We start from the raw sequence: 21974 nt of genomic DNA on the forward strand, positions 1-21974 counted from the left end.
TAGGGGCATCCCCGGTATCCGACCGCCCGGCCCACTTGCGAGACGAAACCTGGACTCCGTCTCGGCGTCGCCATGATCGGCAGGACACGCCCTAGAGCTCGTCCGAAGGTACGCCGGCCCACGTCTCGGCCAGCACCTTGACCAGCCGGGTGTCGGTCGCCGGCACCTCGTCGAGGCTGGCGATGCCCCGGACTCCGTGCGAGTTCACCGCCGCCGCCCCCGGGAACGAGGTCAGGTCTGCGGCGTCGACAGGCCGCTGCGACCACGGCGTGCCGTTCATGGTCATCGCGATCTGCAGCAGCACCATGGTCACCCCGCGCAGCACCGGGGCCTGCGGCCACACCACCTGGTCGCCGTCCCACAGGGCGACGTTCCACGTCGTACCCTCGAGGACCTTGCCGTCGCGGCTCACGAACAGCCGGTCGTCGAAGCCCGCCAGCCGGGCCTCGCGCACGTGGTAGCTCTGCATGAAGGTGCCACGGTGCTTGTGCTCGGGGAGGTGCCGTTCGAAGGGCACGGTCTGGACCCGCAGCGGCGGACGGGGCGTCTCGGGCACCGGGTCGGAGACCGACACCAGCACGTCCGGCGGACCTTCGAAGCCGCCCGGGCCGGGCACCAGCATCACCTGGACCGACGCGTCGCGGACCCGGCGCAGCGCGTGCCGCACGAGGCCGAGCAGGCGATGCTCCTCCTCGACGCCGATCCGGTGGCCGAACAGCTCCTCCGCACCGTCGGCGAGCCGCGCCAGGTGCAGGGCGAGCCCCCGGACCCGGCCGTCGTGCACCTGGAAGGACGTGTAGTGCCCGTAGTTCAGCGTGACGAGCCGGTGCAGCTCCGCGACGCCGGGCTCCCGCCCGTTCAGCTCGACGTACATCGCGGCCAGCCTACGGGGTCCGGGTCACCCGGCATCCGCGGCGGCGGGCCATCGCGGCCATCGCGGCGGCGTCGGTGACGGCCGCGCCGCCGGGATCGTTGTTGAAATACACGTACGTCGGCAGCTCGGGCAGCCGGTCGAGCCACGAGGCCAGCGACGCGCGACCGTAGTGCGGCCACGGCTGTGCCCGGCCCTCGTGCATCCGCAGGTACGCGAAGTCGGCGGTCAGCCACAGCGGGGTCATCGGGCGCCCCTTGCGGTCCGCCCAGGCCAGCGCGGCGTTGTGCCGCTTGAGCACGTCACGCACCTCGTCGGTCCACCAGCTGTCGTGCCGCGGCTCGACCGCCACCTTCACCTCGCGCGGGAACAGCGACAGGGTCTCGTCGAGGGCCGCCACGTCGGCCTTGAGGGTCGGCGGCAGCTGGATGAGCACCGGCCCCAGCTTGTCGCCCAGGGCTTCGGCGCGGCCCAGGAAGCGGGCGACCGGCTCGGCCGGCTCCTTCAGCCGCTTGATGTGGGTCAGGTAGCGGCTCATCTTCACCGCGAAGCAGAAGTCGTCCGGGGTCCGCTCCCGCCACTGCGCGAAGGTGTCGCGCTCGGGCAGCCGGTAGAACGCGTTGTTGATCTCGACGGTGGCGAACGACTCGGTGAACTTCTCCAGCCAGAGCCGCTGCGGCAGACCCTCCGGATACAGGTACGGCCGGGTGTCGTCGCCGCCCTTGGGAGGACGCCAGTCCTTGTACTGCCAGCCCGAGGTCCCCATCACCAGCACACCCGGGGACTCCCCAGATTAGGGGTGATCGAAACGGGGTACCGCGGTGTCTCCACCAACGAAGGGGAAACGATCATGCGACTCAGCGACGACGACATCACCGGCGGCAGCGGCGTCTCGGGCGAGGGCGTGGCGGACGGCGGCGCGAACGCGAACGGCCAGGACGGCGGCGCTGACGGTGGCGCCGGCGAGGGTCCGGCCGACGGCGGCGCGAACCCGGCGGGCCACGACGGCGGCGCGGACGGCGGCGCGGGCGAGGGTCCGGCCGACGGCGGCGCGAACCCGGGCGGCGTGGACGGCGGCGCGGACGGTGGCGCTTCCGACGAGGGCCCCGCGGACGGCGGCGCCAACCCCGGCGGCCACGACGGCGGCGCCGACGGCAGCGCGTCCTGAGGATCCAGGTGACGAACCCGACGCCGGACGGCACCGACGACCGTCCGGCCCTGACCCGGGTCGTCGCCGTCGACCCGGCCAAGTTCGCCGAGGCGTACTGGGGGCGTCAGCCCCTGCTCACGCGCGCCGACGACCTGGCCGGGCCCGACGGCTTCCGCGACCTGCTGTCCCCGGAGGCCGTCGACGAGCTCCTCAGCGAGCGCGGGCTGCGGACCCCGTTCCTGCGGGTCGCCAACCAGGGCACCGTCCTGCCCGCGTCGGCCTTCACCGGCCCGGGCGGCGCCGGCGCCGAGATCGGTGACCAGGTCATCGACGACAAGATCATGAGGCTGTACGCCGACGGCGCCACCCTCGTCCTGCAGGGTCTGCACCGGATCTGGCCGCCGCTGATCCGCTACGCCGGCCGCCTCGGCGCCCAGTTGCGCCAGCCGTTGCAGGTGAACGCGTACCTGACGCCGGCCGGCAACAAGGGGTTCGCGACCCACTACGACACCCATGACGTCTTCGTGCTGCAGGTCGACGGGACCAAGCGCTGGCGCATCCACGAGCCGGTGCTCCCCGAACCGCTCGAACGCCAGGCGTGGGGCGGCCGGGCCGACGAGGTCGGCGCCGTCGCCCAGGGCCCGGCCGCGCTCGACGTGGTCCTCTCCCCGGGTGACGCCCTCTATCTGCCGCGGGGCTGGCTGCACTCCGCCGAGGCGCAGGGTGAGCGGTCGCTGCACCTGACGTTCGGCGTACGCGCCCTGACCCGCTACGCGATCGTCGAGGAGCTGCTCGGCCTCGCCGCCGGCGACCAGCGGCTGCGCGCCACCCTGCCGTACGGGATGGACGTCGCCGACCCCGGCCAGGTCGCCGCGGAGCTGACCCAGACCGTCACGGCGCTGCGGGACTGGCTGCTCACCGCCGACCCGGCCGACGTCGTCGACCGGCTGCGCGCCCGGGCCTGGCCCGCGACCCGTCCGGCCCCGGTGCGGCCGCTGGCGCAGCTCGCGTACGCGGAGAACCTCGGCCCGGACGACCGGGTCGCCGCCCGCGAAGGGCTGCACTGGGATCTGCGGGCGGACGGGCCCGAGCACGTGGTGCTCCGGCTGACCGGCCACACGTTGCGCTTCCCGGCGTTCTGCGAGCCGGCCGTACGCGCGGCGCTGGACGGCCGCACGCACCGCGTGGGCGACCTGCCCGGCCTCGACGACGACGCGGACCGCCTGGTGCTGGCCCGCCGCCTGCTCCGCGAGTCCGTCCTCGTCCCGGCCTGAGCAGGAGCCCGCGGTCTCCTCGTGAGGCCGCGGGCCGTCGACGTCAGCCGCCCGTGCCGGCGCTGTTCCGGACGGCGAGCATGATCACGACGGCGGTGATCACCGCCGAGACCAGCACGGTGGCCACGGACGAGGCGTCGAGGGGCGTGCCGCTGCGGTCCGCCACCCGCTTGGCCGTCACGACCGCCAGGATCGGCCCGAGCAGCGCCACGATCAGCGCCACGACCGGCAGGCCCACCGCCAGGTCACCGCCGCCCTCGCGGCCGGCCCAGCGCAGCAGCGACCACGCCGCCAGCCCCACCGCGCCGCCGAGCGCGCCCAGCCCGGCGTACAGCAGGGTGGCGCCCTTCAACGGCTTGGCCGGCGGCTTCCATGCCGCGGCGGACGCGGCCTCCTGCAGATATTCCTCGGCGTCCCGGTCGCGCTGCCGGGGGATCGTCGGCTGGGGCGGCTGCCCGAAGCGTTCCGCGGCCCGGCCCGCCTTGTGGGAGAACTCCGCCCACACCCCGGCGACACGCGCGTCGACCTCCTCGAGGCCGCGCTGCGCCGCCCGCAGCGCCGACTGTGCCTCGCGGACCCGGTCGTCGGCGGCGCGCACCGCCTCGTCGGCCTCGCGGGCCCGGGTGTCGTGCCAGGTGCGGGCCTCCGCGCGGTGGGCCGCCGCCTCCTCGTCGAGGTTGGTCAGCTTGCGGATCACGCTGCGGTAGTCGGGGGTGCGGCGCTCGAGCACGCCGTCTGGCTCTGTCATGACGGTCCATACGGGATGATGACCTCGGCGCCGCGGTGCACCGAGCGGTCGAAGTGCAGGGCGCGCCACGGCCGCGGATACCAGACCGGCGCGCCGTGGCCCGGGTAGTACGGCGAGAGCTCGCTGCCGTGCACGTCGAGCGCCACCCAGGAGCCGATCACGTCCGTGCGGGTGCCCTGGCCGCCGAGGGTGTCACGCAGCAGGGCGGCACCGCGCCACCAGCCGATCACGTGGACCCGGCGCTCCGGCCCCTGGCGCAGGATGCGGCGCAGCAGCTCGGCCGAGCGGGCGGGGGCGGCGTCCACCGCGTACAGGAGCAGGAAGAGTGGGCGGTCCGCGGCCGTGCCCTCGGTGGCGCGGTGGGCGGCGTCCTCGAAGAGGAACTCGACCGTGTCGCCGTCGAAGTAGCCCGTGTCCGGCGGCAGGACCCCCTTGAGCGCCTCCACCGCCGCGCTGGCGTCCGTGTCGAGGCAGGCCACCGCGAACTGGGCGGTGCCCGGCTCGAACTGCGCGGCCAGCGAGCGCGCGGCGGTGTGCAGGACGGCGCAGGCCTCGTCCACCCGCGTACCCATGACGGCGATGTTGCGGCCGGGGGCCCGGCGCAGGACCGTGCGCGCCGAACGGGCCTCGACGTCGATCGTCTCGCCGAGCAGCACCGCGGGTGCCGGCACGGCGCTCGCCGGGGCGAACTGCCGGAAGTCCGGGCTGTCGTCGAGGCGCGGGATCGCGTCGCCGTCGAACAGCCGCGGCGGCGGAAGATCCTGGGGGCGCCGGCGCCAGAGCCGGTGCTGCAGGTCGCTCCAGCGCTCGCGGTTGCCGGCGTCGGGCACCCGGACCACCCGGTTGGCCTCCGTGGCGCCCGAGTCGGCGTTGACCACCGCGTGGTAGCGGGGCAGCGCGTCGGCGGCCGGGTTCGTCTCGGCCAGCACCCGCCGGGCCCGGGGCAGAGCGATGCGCAGCGAGAACTGGGCGACCAGCGCGGGGCGGCCCCACAGCGCCTCGATGCCGGAGACGTCCTGGCTGGCCAGCACCAGGTGGATGCCCTGCGACCGGCCGCGGCGCGCAAGGTCCTCGAGCAGGTCCACCGCCTCGGCCGCGACCGCGTCCCGGCCGGCCAGCAGCACCTGGAACTCGTCGACGACCGCGACGATGCGCGGCCAGGTGCCGCGCGGGTCCTCGGCGCGCAGCTCCGCCAGGTTCGTCGCCTCGTGGCGCTTCGCCGCGTCCGCCCGGCTGCGCAGCTCGGCGCCCAGGAAGCGCAGCAGCGCCAGGCCGAACTCCCGGTCGGTGTTGACGTTGAGGCCGACCAGGCGTACGTGCGGCAGCCAGCTCGGGTCGCGGCGCCCCGGCGCGAACCGGGCGAACGACACCCCCTCCTTGAAGTCGAGCAGGTAGAAGGCCAGCTCGGCGGGGGAGTAGCGGGCGGCGAGCGAGCCCATCCAGGCGTAGATCAGGTTGGTCTTGCCGGTGCCCGAGGGGCCGGCGATCAGGGCGTGCGGTGGATAGTCGGAGAGCGTGACGTGCACCGGCGCGCCCTGTGGACTGTCGCCGAGCGGCGCGGTCAGCGCCCGCGCCGAGCTCTCCTGCCATTCCCGCTCGGGCAGCAGGCTGTCCAGCGCCACCGGCGCCGGGCCCGCGGCGACCGCATCCGCGATCTGCCGGCAGGTGCGGGTCACGACCGCCGCGGACGGGCCGTCGTCCAGGCGTACGGGCAGATCCCCGGTGCCGCTGACCCTCGCCTCGTCCCCGGGCACCGCCGTGACGATCTCGATGCCCGGGCCGGGCGCCACCGGCAGGCCGCGCACGACCAGGTGCACGCCGCAGGCCGCGCCGGTACGCAGAAGCCGGTCGAGCTGGCTGCGCTCGTGCCGCGACAGCTCGTCCGGGCGGCCGGCGCCGAGCAGGATGGCCACCCGCCACGGCTCCGGACGGCGCCCGGTCGCACCGGCCAGCTCGCGCAGCGACGAATGCTCGCCGGCCAGCACGGTCTCGTTGATCCGGCGGACGTGGTCGACGAGCTCGTCGAGCAGAGCCCCGAGGCCGCCGGGGCCGACGAACTGCAGGACGCCGGCCGTGGCGAGCGGGGCGAACCCGGCCAGACCACCGCCCAGCTGCTCGGGGTCGTACCCGGTCAGCGTGACGCGGCCCGGCTCGGCGCAGCCCAGCGCGCGCAGCAGCAGCCCGGCCACCACGTCGTCGCCGGTCGCCTCGTCGCCGCGCACCACGACGTGCCCCCGGTCCAGCAGCGGCACGAGCGCGGGCACCTCACCGTCGTACGGCAGCAGCAGCCGGCCCACCCGCAGCTCGGGCGCGGGCGCTGCGGACCCGGCCGGCGTCGGCCGCCACCGGGGCCACGGCAGCCCGGCCGCGCCCGGGGCGGCGAGCAGGGCGGTCTCGGCCGCGGCGCCCGCCAGCTCGGCCAGGTCGCGTTCGCGCTGCTCGTCGATCTCGCGCAGCCGCTTGTCCCGCTCGTGCGCGAGGCGCCGGCGGCGCTCCCGGGCGGCGGCCACGATCCGGCTGCGCCGGGTGGTGGCGGTCTCGTACTCGGTTCGGGCGGCTTCCAGCGCGTCCGTGGCCACCCCGAGCGCGTGCGACAGCGCGGCCCGGACCTCGACGACCTGCTGGGCGATCGACTCAGGCATCGGCGCCGTGGTGTCGCAGCGGCTCGGGCGCGTCCGGGTGCAGCGTGGCCGGGTCCCGGCCGAGGCGGGCCAGCAGCACACCGGTCAGCACGCCGGCCGTGACCGCCGAGTCGGCCGGGTGCGCCGGTGCCTCGGCCTTCGCCGGCGCCCGGCAGATGCGGGCGAGCAGGGTGTCGAGCACCGCGGGCGGCGTACCCGGCAGCAGCGACCTGACCCGGCCGCTCGCCGCCGTGCGCAGCCGCTGCAGGTCCTCGGGCCGCGGCTCGTGGCCGAGCAGGTCACCGGCGAGGCGGTGCAGCACCGGGTTGCTGGCCGCGGATAGCCCCAGGCCGGTGGCGGCGTTCACCTCGTGCAGGTCGCGGCCGAGCCGGGCCCGGTCGCCGGAGCGGACCCCGGCCGCGACACGGCGCAGCAGCTCGGCGGTGTCGGCGGTCCGGTCGGCCCGGGCACCGGTGTCCTGCGGCGGGGGCGGGGCCTCGCCGGTCAGGGCGGCGACCCGGTCCTGCCACCACTTGCCCAGCTTCTCCGGCGGTGGCTGCTGGTGCTGGTCGCCCGGTCCGGTCGCGGCCGTCTCCTCGGGCTTCAGCCCGGCCTTGTAGTCACCGTCCGGCGGCGGGCCGCCGGCCAGACCGAGCGCCGACAGGTACGCCGCGATCGCATCCTGCGCCAGGCGCAGTGCGGCGGCGGCATGCTCGGCGTGCTCGGTCGCGTTGCCGAGCTGCGGCACGCCCATCGGGTCCACGGACGTCTGACGCACCCAGTTGAGCAGGTCGGCGGCGCTGCGCAGCCGTTCCATGGCGACGGACACCAGTCCGGTGGGCAGCTCCTCCGACGTCGCGCGGAGCTGGGCGCCGAGTTCCTCCAGCAGCGACATCGCGTCAGAGCGTCGCCGTGTAGGTCTGCGCCTGCTCGACCGCCATCAGGGTCGCGCCCAGGCACTCCTCGAGCTGCTGGTCGGCCTGCGCCAGGGAGGCGTGAGCGGCGCCGACGGCATCGTTGCCGGAGCCGTCGAGCGCGGCGGCCAGGCTCTGCTGGGCCTCACCGAGCTTCTCCCGGGCCGCCTGGATGGCCGCCTGGCCCTCGGTGACCTGCTGGAGCGCGGCGTCCACGGCCGCTCTGACCTCAGCGACGCTGGCCACTCGTGCAGCCTCCCGGTGAAATCGTCATGGTGTTACGAGGCTCAGCTTAGTCGTCCGCCATGCGGTGGTCGTGCCCGCGTGCCCGTTTCAGCGCGGGACGCTGGTGGGGCCCCGGACCTCCGCGCCGAGGGCGGTCACCCGGGCGCGCAGGCCCCGGTCCGCGCTCACCACGACGACGCGCCGGTCCGCGCCCTCGGCGGCCACGATCGCCACGATCGCGTCGTCACCCGAGCCGGTGGCCCGCTCCACGCGTACGCCCTCGGCCGCGGCGATGTCGCGGGCCCGGCCCTCCACGACGAGGACGACCTCCACCGGGCCGGGGAGATCGGACAGCCCGCCGGCGTTGATCGGGATGAGGGCGTCGCGCAGCCGCGCAGTGGCGCCCGCTCGGTCGCGCCACCAACCGTCCGGCTTGGAGCCGACGACGTTGGCCGCGTCCACGACCAGCAGGGGGAGAGGCATGCGGCAAGCCTCTCACCTCATGCGGTGGCGAGCTGCTGGACGCCCAGCTGCGGATAGTCCTCGAGCCACTCCACGTAGAGCGGGTTGCGGGCGACCACTTCCGAGTAGGTCTCGCCGGCCATCTCGAGCAGCCGCGGCGCCACCCGGGCGGCCGGGCTGTCCGGGTGCCAGCCGAGCACCTGCCGCCATCGCAGCGGTGCCCCCTGGATCGGCAGGTGGGTCAGCCCGGCCGGGGGCCGGAAGGTCGGCTGGCACAGAGCCAGCGCCAGCCCGGACTCCACCATGTCCACGCAGCCGCGGATGTCGGTCTCCAGCATGCGCCGGGGGGTGAAGCCGGACCGGGCGCAGGACGCGGCGAAGCAGTCGCCGAAGCAGCCGTCGCCGGTGCCGGCCACCCACTGCTCCTCGGCCAGCTCGGCCAGGTCCACCTCGGTGCCCTTGGCCTGGGGGTGGTCCTCGGGCATGAGCACGCAGACCGCGTCGACGGCGATGGTCTGCCAGACCAGGCCGTACTCGGCGGACGGGATGGCGTCGCCGCAGACGCCGACCTGGGCGTAGTCGAGCTTGCCGGCGAGCACCATCGTCGCCAGTTCCTCCACGTAGTACGACGCGTGGGTGGAGATCTGCGCGTCCGGCTGGGCCTCGGAGAGCCGGTGCACCATGCCGCCGATGATCGGCCCGCCGATGGAGCCGATCCGGTAGCGGCTCATGGTGTTGTCGGAGCCGGCGCCGGCGAGCCGGGCCGCCTCGTCCTGCAGGCCCTTCATGGCCGGCAGCAGGACCCGGGCGCGGGAGAGCACCAGCTCACCCAGGGCGGTCGGGCGGGCGCCGCGCCGGTCACGTTCGAAGAGCGGCCCGCCGAGGGTCCGCTCGATGCGTTGCAGCTGCGCGGTCAGGGCCGGCTGGGCGAGGCCGAGCAGCGAGGCCGCCTTCGTCACGCTGCCCGTCTCCGCGATGGCACAGACCACCTTGAGATGCCGCAGCTCCAGGTTCATAGCGTGACGGTAGGACGTTCACGGGATATCGGCTAGACCTTCGGACGGCCAAAGATCGTCCAGTTGTGACAAACGGGTTAACCAAAAGGGCAGAACCAGCTAACCCGTACGCCCGTACGGAAACGTGACGTGTGGCATCTATCACTATGAGTGAATTCAGAGGTCCCGGGGGTACGTGATCCGCCGGCCCATCACGTCGCGGATCTTGTCCACGATGGCCACCGCCGGATCCACCACCTTGTTCCACGGCGGCGTCGCCGGAGTGCCCGGATGGGGCCGGGTCGGCGCCGCCTCCTCCGCCAGCTCCACCCGGTTGCCCAGCCGGATCAGCTCCTCCACCGACGCCATCCGCACCAGCAGCGGCATGAGCTCGCCGGCGGCCGCGTCCACGTGCCGCTCCAGCCGGCGGTGCACGTCCGCCGCCAGCTCCGCCCGGTCGTCGTCGCCCGCGGCCTCCAGCAGCCGCAGCGCCTCCAGCAGAGCCCGGTCCTCGGCGATCTCCCGGTCCGCCAGCTCCTCACCGCCCGGCACCGTGGCGCGCACGGCCGGATAGACGTACTGCTCCTCGGCGGAGAGATGGCGCGACAGGGCGGCGCTGACCACCTGGGCGACCGTCCGGCGGCGCCCGGCGGCCGTGCCGTCGGCGGTCAGCTCGGCACAGAGGGCGAGCAGCTCGCGATGCTCACGGGCGACCACGTCGGCCACATTCGGGCCGGTGGTCTCGCCGCCGACCGGCGGCAGCGGAGGCAGGGGTACGGACACGGCCGCGTCATACCCGGACCTGATCTCCCCCCAAACGCGCGCGGGCGAGCTGGTAAGAAGAGCGGATGGAACCAGTCACCGCCGCCGACGAGGTCGTGGGCATCTGCCGAGACCTGCTCCGGATCGACACGAGCAACACCGGCGACCCCCGCACCACCGTCGGTGAGCGTGTCGCCGCCGAGTACGTGGCCGCGCAGCTCACCGAGGTCGGCATCGAGGTCGAGCTGCACGAGTCGGCGCCCCGGCGGGCCAACCTCGTCGCCCGCATCCCGGGCCGCGACCGGTCCCGCGGCGCCCTGCTCGTCCACGGGCACCTCGACGTCGTCCCCGCGGACGCCAGCGAATGGTCGGTGCCGCCGTTCTCCGGCGAGGAGAAGGACGGCTACCTGTGGGGCCGCGGCGCCATCGACATGAAGGACTTCGACGCGATGATGCTCGCCGTCGTCCGCGACTGGCAGCGCACCGGCGTCGTACCGCCGCGCGACATCGTGCTCGCCTTCACCGCCGACGAGGAGGCGGGCATGGAGTACGGCTCGCAGTACCTCGTCCGCGAGCACGCCGACCTGCTCGAAGGCTGCACCGAAGCGATCGGCGAGGTCGGCGGGTTCTCCTACACGATCAACGACGACCTGCGCCTGTACCTGGTGGAGACCGCCGAGAAGGGCATCGACTGGCTGCGCCTGCACGCCCGGGGCCGCCCGGGACACGGCTCCTTCGTCCACGACGACAACGCGGTGACCGCACTCGCCGAGGCCGTCGCCGCCGTCGGCCGGCACAAGTTCCCGATGGTCGTCACGCCGACCGTGCGCGCGTTCCTCGAACAGGTCTCCGAGGCACTCGGCATCGAGATCGACCCCGACGAGCCCGAGCTCGCCATCGCCAAGCTCGGCCCGATCGCCGCCCTCATCGGCGCGACCGTGCGCAACACCGCCAACCCGACCCGCCTCGAAGCCGGCTACAAGGACAACGTCATCCCCGGCAAGGCGTCGGCCACCATCGACTGCCGTACGCTCCCCGGCCAGGCCGAGAACTTCCTCGAGCAGCTGCGCGACGTGATCGGCCCCGACATCGAGATCGAGCACCTGCAGCAGCAGCCGGCCGTCGAGACCGGTTTCGACGGCGCGCTCGTCGACGCGATGGGCGCCGCCCTGCGCGCCGAGGACCCGGGGGCGCGCGCCGTGCCGTACATGCTCTCCGGCGGCACGGACGCCAAAGCCTTCAGCACCCTGGGCATCCGGTGCTTCGGCTTCGCGCCCCTGAAACTGCCCGCCGACCTCAACTTCTCGGCGTTGTTCCACGGCGTCGACGAGCGCGTCCCGGTCGAAGGACTACAGTTCGGCGTGCGTGTGCTCGACCGACTGCTCAAGGCGAGCTGATGAGAGGACTTTTCGAACCATGACCGACCAGTACGCGGAGCTGGACGCCGCCCTCGAACGGGTCGTGGAGGCCGCCCGGGATCACCTGGCGGCGGTCAAGGCCGCCCAGGGCCGGGTGGACGACGACGACGTGTGGCAGGCCTACGTCAACCTCAACAACGCCTCGTTCGCGTACGACGAGCAGCTGCTCGACGCGTTCGGCGAGGTGACACCGTGGGACGTGGAGTCGATCGACCCGGACGAGGCGGACGCCCGCTTCGGCACGGCGATCGGCGGCCTCGACGGCGCCGCGGCCGACCCGTACGCGCAGGTGATCTCGGTGCGGCAGCGGCGCGACTACCGGGTGCCGAGCGTGGCGGCCCTGCTCCGGGTGGCGGACGCGGCCCGGCGCAACGCGGTGCCCGAGGACGAGGAAGCCGGCACGGTCGAGTCCGTGGGTGAGGCGGTTCTCGAGCTGCTGCAGGCGGGAGACGGGTCGCTGTCGTCGCTCGACGTGCCGGAGCTGGAGCCGCTCGACGGGCTGCTGACCGTGTCGGAGGTGAAGGAGCCGCTCGACCTGGAGGCATTCGCCGACGAGGACGGGACGGGGCCGTTCACGCCGGGGCCGGACGACCAGCTGGTCGGGCGCCTGGACGAGCACCCGTTCCTGCCGGACGAGGAAGACGAGGACGACCACGCGGGGCACAACCACTGAGTCGGGATCAAGGGGGGCCGGCTCTGCTGCCGGCTCCCACGTCGCTCTCGGTGGAGGCCGTCTCGCGCGGGTGCGGTGCTTCGCGGGGCCGGCGGTGGTTGCGCTAGTTGCACGCGGCTGCTGTGCTGCTGGCCTCCGCTTCGCTCCGGCGGGCACTGCGCCCCGAGGAGCCTGTGTCGAGGACACCAAAACAGACCACGGCAAAGGGCGCCTAGTCTGTTTTGGCGCCCTCGACACAGGCGGGCGCAGTGCGACTTTGGTCGCGGTCAGACCAGGGTGGGGTTCGGGCCGTTATCAGGTGAGCAACCCCGTGGGGTTGAGGTCCCGTGCGGCCCGGGGCTGGGGAGACGGGGCTCTACAGAATGAGGCCCGGCTGGGGGGATGCTCCTAGTTTGCGGCGGAGCATTACCTGCCGGGTTCCGTCTCGGAAGAGTTGGACTCGGGCCAGTTCCCAGCCCGAGAACTCTGCTTGGATGGCCAGCTGCGCCGCAGCGGTCAGACGATCGACATTCGACGGCAACCGCAGCGGCGCGTATTCGTAGTCCATGCGTCCTAATATGCGTCAGCTGCGGGTGCGCCACCAGTCCCCGGGCCGGTCAGACCCTCTCGTTCCGGGTAGCCGAGCGGGACCGCGGACACGTCGTCGAGGGCGCCGGCGATCTCGGTCGGCAGGGTGAGGTCCTCGCTGAGCAGGGCACCCTGCAGCTGCCCGGCGGTCCGGGCGCCCAGGATCGGGGCGGCCACGCCGGGGCGGTCGCGGATCCAGGCCAGCGCCACCTCCAGGGGTTCCACGCCCAGCCCCGCGGCAGCCGTGACCACCGCCTCGACGATGCTGGAGCTGCGCGGCTCCAGGTAGGTCTGCACGAACGGGGCGAGGTGGTCCGTGGCCGCGCGGGAGTCGAGGGGGCGGCCGTTGCGGTACTTGCCCGTGAGCACCCCGCGGCCCAGGGGCGACCAGGGCAGCACGCCGATGCCCAGCGCGGCCGCCGCCGGCAGGACCTCGCGTTCGATGCCGCGTTCCAGCAGGGAGTACTCGACCTGGGTGGCCACGATCGGGGCCCGGCCCGGGAACGCCCGCTGCCAGGTGGCGACCTGGGCGGTCTGCCAGCCGGCGAGGTTCGACACGCCCACGTAGCGGACCCGGCCGGTGTGCACCGCGTGGTCCAGCGCCGCGAGCGTCTCCTCCAGCGGGGTGTGCGGGTCGTAGCCGTGGAGCTGCCAGAGGTCCACGTAGTCGGTGCCGAGCCGGCGCAGCGACGCGTCGAGGGTGCGCAGGAGGTGACCTCGCGAGCTGTCCCGGCGGCGGTGCGGGGAGTGGCCCAGGCCCGCCTTCGTGGCGATCAGCACCTCGTCGCGGGGGACCAGGTGGCCGAGCAGTGACCCGATGACCGTCTCGGCGTCGCCGTCGCCGTACACGTCGGCGGTGTCGATCAGGGTGCCGCCGGCGTCGAGGAAGAGCTTGAGCTGGGCGGCCGCGTCGTCGGGGTCGGTGTCACGTCCCCAGGTCATGGTGCCGAGGGCCAGCCGGGAGACCGCCAGCCCGCTTCGGCCGAGCGGTCGCTGTTGCATGGGGTGAACCTTATTCAGCAAGAACGGCCCGCGGAACGGCGGCGGCAGGTCAATAGGGCTGCGGATGCGTCGGGTACGCGACGGAGCACCCCGAAGATCACTGAGCGTGTTCGCCTAGGCTTCGTATCGCGGAGCATCGGTGCTCCGGCAGGCAGGATCGGGAGGACCCGTGCGGCTCGGACTCAGCCTCGGTTATCAGACAGCGTGGACCACGCCCGCCGATCATCTGGCCATGGCGCAGGAAGCCGACCGGCTCGGCTACTCGGTGGTGTGGGCGGCGGAGGCGTACGGCTCGGACTCGCCGAGCATGCTGGCGTGGATCGCCGGACAGACCGAACGCATCGACGTCGGCGCCGCGGTCATGCAGATCCCGGCCCGCACCCCGGCGATGACCGCGATGACCGCCGCCACCATCGACACGCTCTCCGGCGGCCGGTTCCGGCTGGGGCTGGGGGTGTCCGGCCCGCAGGTCTCCGAGGGGTGGCACGGCGTACGGTTCGCCAAGCCGCTCGCCCGCACCCGCGAGTACGTCGACATCGTCAAGCTGGCGATCGCGCGCAAGCCCGTCGCCTACGACGGCGAGCACTACACGCTGCCGCTGCCCGACGGGCCCGGGAAGGCGCTGCGCCTCGGCTTCCATCCGCCGCGTCCGGCCGTACCGATCTATCTCGCGGCCGTGGGACCGAAGAACCTGGAGCTGGCCGGCGAGATCTCCGACGGCTGGCTGGCGATCTTCTTCGCGCCGGACGCCGCCGAGGAGAACCTGCAGCACATCCGGCGCGGGCGGGAGAAGGCCGGGGCCGGCCTCGAAGGCTTCGACGTCTGCCCGAGCGTGCCCGTCATGATCGGCGACGACATCGCCGCGTGCGCCGACGTGATCCGGTGGTACGCGGCGCTCTATGTCGGCGGCATGGGCAGCCGGGAGCAGAACTTCTACAACCAGCTGGCCGTGCGGATGGGCTACGCGGACGAGGCCAAGGAGGTCCAGGACCTCTATCTGAGCGGCAAGCAGCGCGACGCGGCGGCGGCCGTTCCGCAGGAGTTCATCGAGCGTACGTCCCTGATCGGCCCGAAGGAGCGGATCGCCGAGCGGATGCGCGAGTACGCGGCGGCGGGCGTGAACACCCTCTCGGTCAGCCTGTTCGTCGCCGACCGGGACAGCGGCATCGCCATGCTGCGCTCGGTCGCGGAGGCGTACGAGGCTTCCGGCGTGGCCGAGTAGCCGTGGCCACCGTCCTGCTGCTGCGCCACGGGCGCACCACCGCCAACGCCACCGCCCAGCTGGCCGGGCGCCGGCCGGTCGAGCTCGACGACACCGGCCGCGACCAGGCCCGGCGGGTCGGCGAGCGGCTCGGCGCCCTGCCGCTGTCGGCGGTCGTGACCAGCCCGCTGGCCCGCTGCCGGCAGACCGTGGAGCTGGCCCTGCCGGAGGTCATCCCCGCGGTCGACGAGGGGCTCATCGAGTGCGGGTACGGCGACTGGGAGGGCCGGCCGCTCAAGGAGCTGGCCGAGGATCCGCTCTGGCCGGTCGTGCAGCAGCACCCGAGCGCCGCGGTCTTCCCGAACGGCGAGGCCATGGCGGCCATGTCGGCCCGGGCGGTGGCCACGATCCGCCGCTGGGACGCCAAGGTGACCGCGGAGCACGGCGCCGACGCCCTGTGGCTGGCATGCAGCCACGGCGATGTGATCAAGGCCATCGTCGCCGACGCGATGGGGCTGCACCTCGACGAGTTCCAGCGCATCGTCGCCGACCCCGCATCGGTCAGCGTCATCCGCTACACGCCGACGCGGCCGTTCCTCGTCCGGCTCAACGACACCGCTGACCTGACCTCTCTCGTACCGGTGAAGAAGGCCGGCGACGACGCCGCGGAACCGGCTGCGCAGTCCGATGCCGCCGTCGGCGGCGGTGCCGGCGCCGGTGTCTGAACACTTCCTGTGACGGTTCTGTTACCCCTGCGTGTGCTCGCGTTGCGCCCTCGGCGAACCGGCCTGGTGCGCTGCGCGCTCACGCGTGCGGACGGATAGGGTCGTTGTCATGACCCACCAGGTGCATGCCTTCGAGCCGCCGGAGCGGTTCGTCGCCGGGACGGTGGGCGAGCCGGGCGACCGGACGTTCTTCCTCCAGGCCCGCGGTGGCGGCCGGGTGGTCAGCGTGGCGCTGGAGAAGGTTCAGGTGTCGCTGCTCGCCGAAAAGCTCGAGGAGCTTCTCACCGAGGCCAGCCGGCGCTTCGGCGTCGAGCTGCCGGAGACCTCACCGATCGTCGTGAGCGACAACGAGCCCCTCGACACCCCGGTGGACGAGGAGTTCCGCGTCGGCACCCTCGGCCTCGCCTTCGACGTCGACACCACCACGGTGGTCATCGAGGCGATCGAGGCCGGGGAGGCCGACGCCGAGGCCGAGCTCGCCGGCGACGAGGACGAGGACACCCCGCTCGACGACGAGGACGACGAGCCCGACGACGACCTCGACCGGCTGCGGGTCCGGCTCACCCCCGAGGCCACCCGGGCCTTCATCGACCGCGCCCGGCGCGTGGTCGCGGCCGGCCGCCCCCCGTGCCCGCTCTGCGGCCAGCCGCTGGACCCGGCGGGCCACCTCTGCCCCCGGCACAACGGCTACCACCGGTGACCACGGAGCCGGCCTCCGTGCTCGCCGAGGACGAAGCCCTCGAGCTGCTCACCCACGGGACGATGGAGCTCGAGGGCCGCCTGGTCGACGCCTCCAACACGACGCTGCGCGCCGAGATCACCCTCGACGGCCTGACCCGCCGCTGCGTGTACAAGCCGGTGCAGGGCGAACGTCCGCTGTGGGACTTCCCCGACGGCACCCTGGCCGGCCGCGAGGTCTCGGCGTTCCTCGTCTCCCGGGCCACCGGTTGGGGCCTCGTCCCGCCGACCATCCTGCGCGACGGCCCGCTCGGCACCGGCGCCTGCCAGCTGTGGATCGACGAGCCGGAGGACGCCGAGGCGCTGGTCGGCTTCGTCCCGGCGTACGACGTGCCCGAGGGCTGGCTGCCGGTCGCCTCCGCCCGCGACGAGGACGGCGACGCGTACGCCCTGGCCCACGCCGACGACCCGCGGCTGTCCCGCCTCGCGATCCTCGACGCCGTCATCAACAACGCCGACCGCAAGGGCGGCCACGTCCTGTACGGCCCCGGCGGCAGCGTCCACGGCGTGGACCACGGCGTCTCGTTCCACGTCGACAACAAGCTCCGTACGGTGCTGTGGGGCTGGACCGGTCGGCCCATCCCGCCGGAGTCGCTCGAGGTCCTGACCCGCTTGGGGGCGGAGCTGGACGGGGCGCTGGGGGAGCAGCTCGAGGAGCACCTCACGATCTCCGAGGTGCAGCATGCGCGGCTGCGGGTGCGGCGGCTGCTGCGCGCGGGCCGCTTCCCGAAGCCGCCGCAGGACTGGCCGGCCGTCCCCTGGCCACCGGTCTGAGGTTCCTCGCGGCGCGGTCTGAGTCTTTACTCACGCCGCGCCGAAACTGTCGGTGGGGCTCGATAGGCTCGTGACCATGGACGCTTGGACCGGGCACGACGTGCCGACCCTGCCGGGAGAAGCCGCCCCGCCGGCCCTGTTCGACTCGGCCCGCCGCGAGATCGTCCCCACAACGCCGGGGCGCACCGCGACGATGTACGTCTGTGGCATCACGCCGTATGACGCGACCCACCTCGGCCACGCCGCCACGATGATCGCGTTCGACCTGGTCCAGCGCGCCTGGCGCGACGCCGGCCTCGACGTGCGCTACGTGCAGAACGTCACCGACATCGACGACCCGCTGCTGGAGCGCGCCGCCCGCGACGGCGAGGACTGGGTCGTCCTGGCTATGCGCGAGACCGCCCTGTTCCGCGAGGACATGGAGGCGCTGCGGATGATCCCGCCGGCGCACTACGTCGGCGCCGTGGAGTCCATCCCCGCCATCGCCGGGCACGTGCGCGAGCTGATCGCCGACGGCTCGGCGTACACGCTGGACGACGGCACCGGCGACGTCTACTTCTCCATCGCAGCCTCCCCGTCCTTCGGCTACGAGTCGCACCTCTCCCGCGACGAGATGCTCAAGCTGTCGGCGGAGCGCGGCGGCGACCCCGACCGCGCCGGCAAGCGCGACCCCCTCGACCCGCTCCTCTGGCGCGGCGCCCGCGACGGCGAACCGGCCTGGGACGGCGGCGACCTCGGCCCCGGCCGCCCCGGCTGGCACATCGAGTGCGCGACCATCGCCCTGGGCCTGCTCGGCACCACCATCGACGTCCAGGGCGGCGGCAACGACCTGCTGTATCCCCACCACGAGTGCTCCGCCGCCCACGCCGAGCGCCTCACCGGCGAGTCGCCGTTCGCCTCCCACTACGTGCACGCCGGCATGATCGGCCTCGACGGCGAGAAGATGTCGAAATCCAAGGGCAACCTCGTCTTCGTCTCCCGCCTCCGCGGCGACGGCGTCGACCCCATGGCGGTCCGCCTGAGCCTGATGGCCGACCACTACCGCACCGACCGCCAGTGGACGGACGACGTCCTCAAGACCGGAGAAGCCCGCCTGGCCCGCTGGCGCTCCGCCGCCGCGGCCCCCGCGGGCCCGTCGGGAGAGGGGCTGCTGGCGGCGGTCCGTGAGGCCCTCGGCCACGACCTGGACACACCGGCGGCGCTCGCGCTGGTCGACGCGTGGGCGGAGGCGGCACTGTCCGGCGTGGGTGACGACACGGCGGCGCCGGAGCTCATGGCTCGGACGGTGGACGCGCTCCTGGGAATCCGCCTGTAGAACCACGCAGCCGCGCCCGTCCCGGCGGTTGTGTTGCTTGCCGGGGCCTGCGTCCGGCGGCCGGTCGCGGCCGCCGGACGGTCGTCGGTCAGGCCGTTGTCAGCGCGGGGTAGTCGGTGTAGCCACTGTGGTCGCCGCCGTACGCCTTGGTGTAGTCGGGCTCGTTGAACGGGCCGCCCGCCGCGAGCCGCTCCGGGAGGTCCGGGTTCGCCAGGAAGAGCGCACCGTACGACACCAGGTCCGCCTCGCCGGTCTCGACGAGCTTGAGCGCCTCCGGTCCGGTCCAGGCACCCGGCGTGTACGGGTTCAGGATCAGCGGTCCCTGCCACCGTGCCCGCAACTGCGGCGTGAACTCGGTGTCGGGACCCTCGGCGACGTGCAGGTAGGCGAGGCCGAGCGGGTTCAGGGCGTCGACCAGGGCCAGATACGTCTCCCGGTGGCCGTCCTCGACGATGTCGTTGAACGGGTTGGACGGCGAGATCCGCAGACCGACCCGGTCCGCGCCGATGGCCGCGGACACTGCCCTGGCGACCTCCACGACCAGGCGGATGCGGCCCTCGACCGTGCCGCCCCACCCGTCCGTGCGGACGTTGGCGTTCGTGGACAGGAACTGGTGGAGCAGGTAGCCGTTGGCGCCGTGCAGCTCGACCCCGTCGAAGCCGGCCTCGACGGCGTTGCGTGCGGCGGCGGCGAAGTCGGCGATGGTCGCCTGGATCGCGGCCTCGTCGAGCGGTTCCGGGGTGACCAGGTCCTTCGGGCCGTCGGCGGTGAAGACCTGGCCGGCGGCGGCCACTGCGGAGGCCCCGACCGGCGTCGCACCGTGCAGGCTCGGGTGGCCGATCCGCCCGCTGTGCATGATCTGGGCGAAGATCAGGCCGCCGCGCTCGTGCACCGCCGCGGTCACCGGCTTCCAGGCCTCGATCTGAGTGGCGGTGTGCAGGCCGGGAGTGTTCAGGTAGCCCTGGCCCACGGCGGACGGCTGGGTGCCCTCGGTGATGATCAGGCCGGCCCCGGCCCGCTGCGCGTAGTAGTGCGCCATGAGCTCGGTGGGGCTTCCGTCAGGCCCGTACGCCCGGCTTCTCGTCATGGGTGCCATGACCACGCGGTTGCGGGTGGTGTGGCGCCCGAGCCGGATGCCGTCGAATGCGGTCGTCATGACCATCTCCTGTCCTGGACAGCTATTTTGCTGTCCACGACAGGCAATCCCGGTCAGCGTCCGTTTCTTCCGGGGCGGCGCGGTGATCACCATCACCGTCACGGCGCTACGCTTCCGTGCATGACCGAGGCGCCGGGCGCGGCCGCGAGTGGGCCGATCAGCCACGCGATCTTCCGGCTGGCCCGCATCCACCAGCTGCTGGCCGGCCGGCTGCTGCGTGAGCTCGGCCTGCACCCCAGCCAGGAGCTGCTGCTCATGCGCCTCTGGGAGTCGGGGCCGCAACGCCAGACCGACCTCGCCGCCGAGCTGGGCACCGACTCGGCGAGCACCACCCGCATCGTGCAACGCCTCGAGGCCGCCGGCTACGTCCGCCGGCTGCCCGACACGGCCGATCGCCGCGCGTCCCTGGTCGCCAGCACGCCGGCCGGCGATGACCTGCGGGCGTGCGTCGAGCGGATCTGGGCGCAGCTCGAGGAGCTGACGGTGGGGGACATGAGCGAGGAGCAGCGCAAGGCGGCCCTGGCCAGCCTGGTGAGGCTGGAGGAGAACGTCCTGGCCACCGAGGAGGGCTCCCGCTGCGGCATGCCCGCCGGAAAGCGCGGCGCCCCGAGAGGGTAGGACTCGGGTGCCGGTGATGTCGGAGAAGAGCGTCCCGGCCGGGGGAGCACGGCGTCAGGCCAGCGTGAGGCCGGGGTCCGGGTCGGGCTCGGGAGCCGGCGCCGGGATGCGGTACTCCTCCGTCAGCGTCGTCATCGGGCCAGGCCAGGTCGCCTGCGCCACCTCGATCGGCTTGCGGGTCTCATCGAAGGCGACGTGCAGCAGGTGCAGCACCGGCGTGTCGGGCCGGATCTGGAGGATCTCGGCCTCCTCCCGGCTGGGCTGCCGGGCGCTGATCGTGTCGGTCGCCGACGCGTACCGCCGCCCGATCGCCTCCTCCGCTTCCTGATAGAGGGGGCGGCCGTAGGCTTCGGCGCGTTCCAACGAGGTGCCGGTCGCGTCGGTCACGCGGAACCAGGAGGCGCCGACCTCGACGGTGGCGTCCTCGGCGCGGACGATGTGGCGCCGGACCAGCATCTCGGTGCCGTCGCGGACGCCGAACGCGTCCGCCACCTCGGGAGGTGCCGGTTCCCGGCCGACGGCGGTGAGCTGCTGGCGGTAGCGGGCGGCGAGGTCGGCGTGGTAGCCGCGGTGCACGCCGTAGCGGCCGCGGGAGAGCCGGTTGAGCCGGCGCCGGGTACCGCGGACGTACGTGCCGGAGCCCGGCTTGGTGATCAGGATGCCTTCGACGCGCAGCTGGTCGACGGTCCGCTGGACGGTCTGCTTGGCCACGCCGAACATCTCGGCCATCGCCGGGATCGAGGGCAGCCGCTCGCCCGGCTGCCAGTCGCCGCGCCGGATGCGCTCCTTGAGCTGCGCCGCGATCTGCCGGTGCGGGAACTCGGCGGCGCCGGGATTGATCGTCATGCTCCGACCTCCAAACCCTAGGTTCCTAGGATGGCCTACGGGGTGTGCGCCGGGCGGCAGCGACACGCCGAAACTCGATCGACTGTGGTCGGAGGGCCGCCGGAGGATGGACGGCATGCTGAGCCCCGAGATCCTCGACTACTACCGGCGCGGTGGAGAACGGGTACGCCTCACCGCCGGCACCGGACGCCTCGAGTTCCTCCGGACGTGGGACGTGCTCACCCGAGTCCTGCCACCGCCACCGGGCCGGGTCCTGGATGTGGGCGGCGCCACGGGTGTCTACGCCGAGCCGCTCGCCGCCGCCGGTTACGCCGTACACGTGGTGGATCCCGTGCCGGACCACGTGGACGAAGCCGCGACGCTGCCCGGGGTGACCGCGCAGCCGGGCGATGCACGGCAGCTGCCGGTCCCGGATGCGAGCGCCGATGCGGTGCTCATGCTCGGCCCGCTGTATCACCTGCTGGAGCGTGCCGACCGGCTCGCCGCGTGGCGGGAGGCCCTCCGTGCGACACGGCCCGGCGGCGTCGTGGTGGCCGCGCTGATCACCCGTAACGCGGCACTCTTCGACGGGCTCGTGAAGAACTTCTTTCCGGATCCGGAGTTCCGCGATCTGGTGGATGGCGTCATGCGCGACGGCGTGCACGACAGCAACGGCGAGCGGTTCTTCACCCGCGCCTACTTCCACGATCCGCGCGAGGCCGCGCCCGAGGCGCAGGAGGCGGGCCTGACAGGGGTACGGGTGCTCGCGGTCGAGGGGCCGTTGGCCTACGCCGGTCCCGTCCTCGGTGACATCCTGGCCGACCCCGAGCGCACCGCCGTGCTGCTCGAGCGGATGCGAGGCGTCGAGGAGGATCCGGGAATCCACGGCGCCACGGGGCACCTGCTGGTCATCGGGCACCGGGGCGCCCACTAGGCTGTG

General features: G+C 73.6%; 24 protein-coding genes. 11 read left to right on the forward strand and 13 right to left on the reverse strand.

The window, feature by feature from the left end; all coding sequences use genetic code 11:
* Positions 1-91 precede the first annotated feature (91 nt).
* Both AB0J80_RS35020 and AB0J80_RS35025 read right to left on the reverse strand, forming a co-directional pair.
* The gene (locus AB0J80_RS35020; RefSeq protein ID WP_364713714.1) at positions 92-874 is read right to left on the reverse strand and encodes an aminotransferase class IV; all 783 of its coding nucleotides are present in this window, start codon (positions 872-874) and stop codon (positions 92-94) included.
* Positions 875-884: 10 nt separating this feature from the next.
* On the reverse strand, positions 885-1637 hold the full coding sequence (locus tag AB0J80_RS35025; protein WP_364713811.1) for a DUF72 domain-containing protein: 753 nt from the start codon (positions 1635-1637) through the stop codon (positions 885-887).
* An 84-nt stretch (positions 1638-1721) separates the two neighbouring features.
* Here AB0J80_RS35025 and AB0J80_RS35030 point away from each other — a divergent pair, with 84 nt between their 5' ends.
* Both AB0J80_RS35030 and AB0J80_RS35035 read left to right on the forward strand, forming a co-directional pair.
* Complete coding sequence (locus AB0J80_RS35030) at positions 1722-2039, forward strand: BatC protein (protein ID WP_364713716.1); 318 nt, start codon at positions 1722-1724, stop codon at positions 2037-2039.
* Positions 2040-2047: 8 nt separating this feature from the next.
* Positions 2048-3295 (forward strand): cupin domain-containing protein, encoded by a 1248-nt coding sequence (locus AB0J80_RS35035; protein ID WP_364713718.1) that lies wholly within the window; start codon positions 2048-2050, stop codon positions 3293-3295.
* A gap of 43 nt (positions 3296-3338) precedes the next feature.
* Here the strand turns inward: AB0J80_RS35035 and AB0J80_RS35040 are convergent, their stop codons facing one another.
* From AB0J80_RS35040 to AB0J80_RS35070, 7 genes are all read right to left on the reverse strand, one after another.
* A complete protein-coding gene (locus AB0J80_RS35040) occupies positions 3339-4043 on the reverse strand; it encodes a hypothetical protein (protein WP_364713719.1) in 705 nt (234 codons plus the stop codon).
* The gene (locus AB0J80_RS35045) at positions 4040-6685 is read right to left on the reverse strand and encodes an FtsK/SpoIIIE domain-containing protein (protein WP_364713720.1); all 2646 of its coding nucleotides are present in this window, start codon (positions 6683-6685) and stop codon (positions 4040-4042) included. Before AB0J80_RS35045 ends, AB0J80_RS35040 begins: the two co-directional genes overlap by 4 nt.
* On the reverse strand, positions 6678-7559 hold the full coding sequence (locus AB0J80_RS35050) for a hypothetical protein (protein WP_364713722.1): 882 nt from the start codon (positions 7557-7559) through the stop codon (positions 6678-6680). Before AB0J80_RS35050 ends, AB0J80_RS35045 begins: the two co-directional genes overlap by 8 nt.
* Positions 7560-7563: 4 nt before the next feature.
* Positions 7564-7824, reverse strand: coding sequence for a hypothetical protein (locus AB0J80_RS35055; protein WP_364713724.1), 261 nt, complete (start codon positions 7822-7824; stop codon positions 7564-7566).
* A gap of 87 nt (positions 7825-7911) precedes the next feature.
* Positions 7912-8286, reverse strand: coding sequence for a hypothetical protein (locus tag AB0J80_RS35060; RefSeq protein WP_364713725.1), 375 nt, complete (start codon positions 8284-8286; stop codon positions 7912-7914).
* Between the two features lie 17 nt (positions 8287-8303).
* The gene (locus AB0J80_RS35065) at positions 8304-9281 is read right to left on the reverse strand and encodes a LysR family transcriptional regulator (RefSeq protein ID WP_364713727.1); all 978 of its coding nucleotides are present in this window, start codon (positions 9279-9281) and stop codon (positions 8304-8306) included.
* A gap of 156 nt (positions 9282-9437) precedes the next feature.
* Complete coding sequence (locus tag AB0J80_RS35070; RefSeq protein ID WP_364713729.1) at positions 9438-10043, reverse strand: hemerythrin domain-containing protein; 606 nt, start codon at positions 10041-10043, stop codon at positions 9438-9440.
* Positions 10044-10108: 65 nt separating this feature from the next.
* Here AB0J80_RS35070 and AB0J80_RS35075 point away from each other — a divergent pair, with 65 nt between their 5' ends.
* Both AB0J80_RS35075 and AB0J80_RS35080 read left to right on the forward strand, forming a co-directional pair.
* A complete protein-coding gene (locus tag AB0J80_RS35075; RefSeq protein WP_364713731.1) occupies positions 10109-11419 on the forward strand; it encodes a M20/M25/M40 family metallo-hydrolase in 1311 nt (436 codons plus the stop codon).
* A gap of 19 nt (positions 11420-11438) precedes the next feature.
* Positions 11439-12113 (forward strand): hypothetical protein, encoded by a 675-nt coding sequence (locus tag AB0J80_RS35080; RefSeq protein WP_364713733.1) that lies wholly within the window; start codon positions 11439-11441, stop codon positions 12111-12113.
* A 355-nt stretch (positions 12114-12468) separates the two neighbouring features.
* Here AB0J80_RS35080 and AB0J80_RS35085 read toward each other — a convergent pair whose 3' ends face one another.
* Together AB0J80_RS35085 and AB0J80_RS35090 are read right to left on the reverse strand one after the other, a co-directional pair.
* Positions 12469-12660, reverse strand: a complete 192-nt coding sequence (locus AB0J80_RS35085) for a DUF5703 family protein (protein ID WP_364713735.1) — start codon at positions 12658-12660, stop codon at positions 12469-12471.
* Positions 12661-12665: 5 nt separating this feature from the next.
* The gene (locus AB0J80_RS35090; protein ID WP_364713736.1) at positions 12666-13682 is read right to left on the reverse strand and encodes an aldo/keto reductase; all 1017 of its coding nucleotides are present in this window, start codon (positions 13680-13682) and stop codon (positions 12666-12668) included.
* 169 nt (positions 13683-13851) lie between these two features.
* Between AB0J80_RS35090 and AB0J80_RS35095 the strand changes: the two genes are divergently transcribed.
* From AB0J80_RS35095 to mshC, 5 genes are all read left to right on the forward strand, one after another.
* Entirely contained in the window at positions 13852-14904 is a 1053-nt protein-coding gene (locus AB0J80_RS35095) for an LLM class F420-dependent oxidoreductase (protein WP_364713738.1), read from the forward strand.
* Positions 14905-14906: 2 nt separating this feature from the next.
* Positions 14907-15608 carry a histidine phosphatase family protein gene (locus AB0J80_RS35100; RefSeq protein WP_364713739.1) on the forward strand — a complete coding sequence of 234 codons (702 nt, stop codon included), beginning with the start codon at positions 14907-14909 and terminating at the stop codon, positions 15606-15608.
* A 109-nt stretch (positions 15609-15717) separates the two neighbouring features.
* Positions 15718-16308 (forward strand): DUF3090 domain-containing protein, encoded by a 591-nt coding sequence (locus AB0J80_RS35105; protein ID WP_364713741.1) that lies wholly within the window; start codon positions 15718-15720, stop codon positions 16306-16308.
* On the forward strand, positions 16305-17120 hold the full coding sequence (locus AB0J80_RS35110) for an SCO1664 family protein (RefSeq protein ID WP_364713743.1): 816 nt from the start codon (positions 16305-16307) through the stop codon (positions 17118-17120). Before AB0J80_RS35105 ends, AB0J80_RS35110 begins: the two co-directional genes overlap by 4 nt.
* 76 nt (positions 17121-17196) lie before the next feature.
* Positions 17197-18435 (forward strand): cysteine--1-D-myo-inosityl 2-amino-2-deoxy-alpha-D-glucopyranoside ligase, encoded by a 1239-nt coding sequence (gene mshC / locus AB0J80_RS35115; RefSeq protein WP_364713745.1) that lies wholly within the window; start codon positions 17197-17199, stop codon positions 18433-18435.
* 88 nt (positions 18436-18523) lie between these two features.
* Here the strand turns inward: mshC and AB0J80_RS35120 are convergent, their stop codons facing one another.
* Entirely contained in the window at positions 18524-19591 is a 1068-nt protein-coding gene (locus AB0J80_RS35120) for an alkene reductase (protein WP_364713747.1), read from the reverse strand.
* 120 nt (positions 19592-19711) lie between these two features.
* Here AB0J80_RS35120 and AB0J80_RS35125 point away from each other — a divergent pair, with 120 nt between their 5' ends.
* Entirely contained in the window at positions 19712-20209 is a 498-nt protein-coding gene (locus tag AB0J80_RS35125) for a MarR family winged helix-turn-helix transcriptional regulator (RefSeq protein WP_364713749.1), read from the forward strand.
* 54 nt (positions 20210-20263) lie between these two features.
* Here AB0J80_RS35125 and AB0J80_RS35130 read toward each other — a convergent pair whose 3' ends face one another.
* Positions 20264-21055, reverse strand: a complete 792-nt coding sequence (locus tag AB0J80_RS35130) for a GntR family transcriptional regulator (RefSeq protein WP_364713750.1) — start codon at positions 21053-21055, stop codon at positions 20264-20266.
* Between the two features lie 115 nt (positions 21056-21170).
* Between AB0J80_RS35130 and AB0J80_RS35135 the strand changes: the two genes are divergently transcribed.
* Complete coding sequence (locus AB0J80_RS35135) at positions 21171-21968, forward strand: class I SAM-dependent methyltransferase (RefSeq protein WP_364713752.1); 798 nt, start codon at positions 21171-21173, stop codon at positions 21966-21968.
* Positions 21969-21974: the final 6 nt, after the last annotated feature.

It is taken from the genome of Actinoplanes sp. NPDC049548 (assembly GCF_040676695.1).
GTDB lineage: Bacteria > Actinomycetota > Actinomycetes > Mycobacteriales > Micromonosporaceae > Actinoplanes.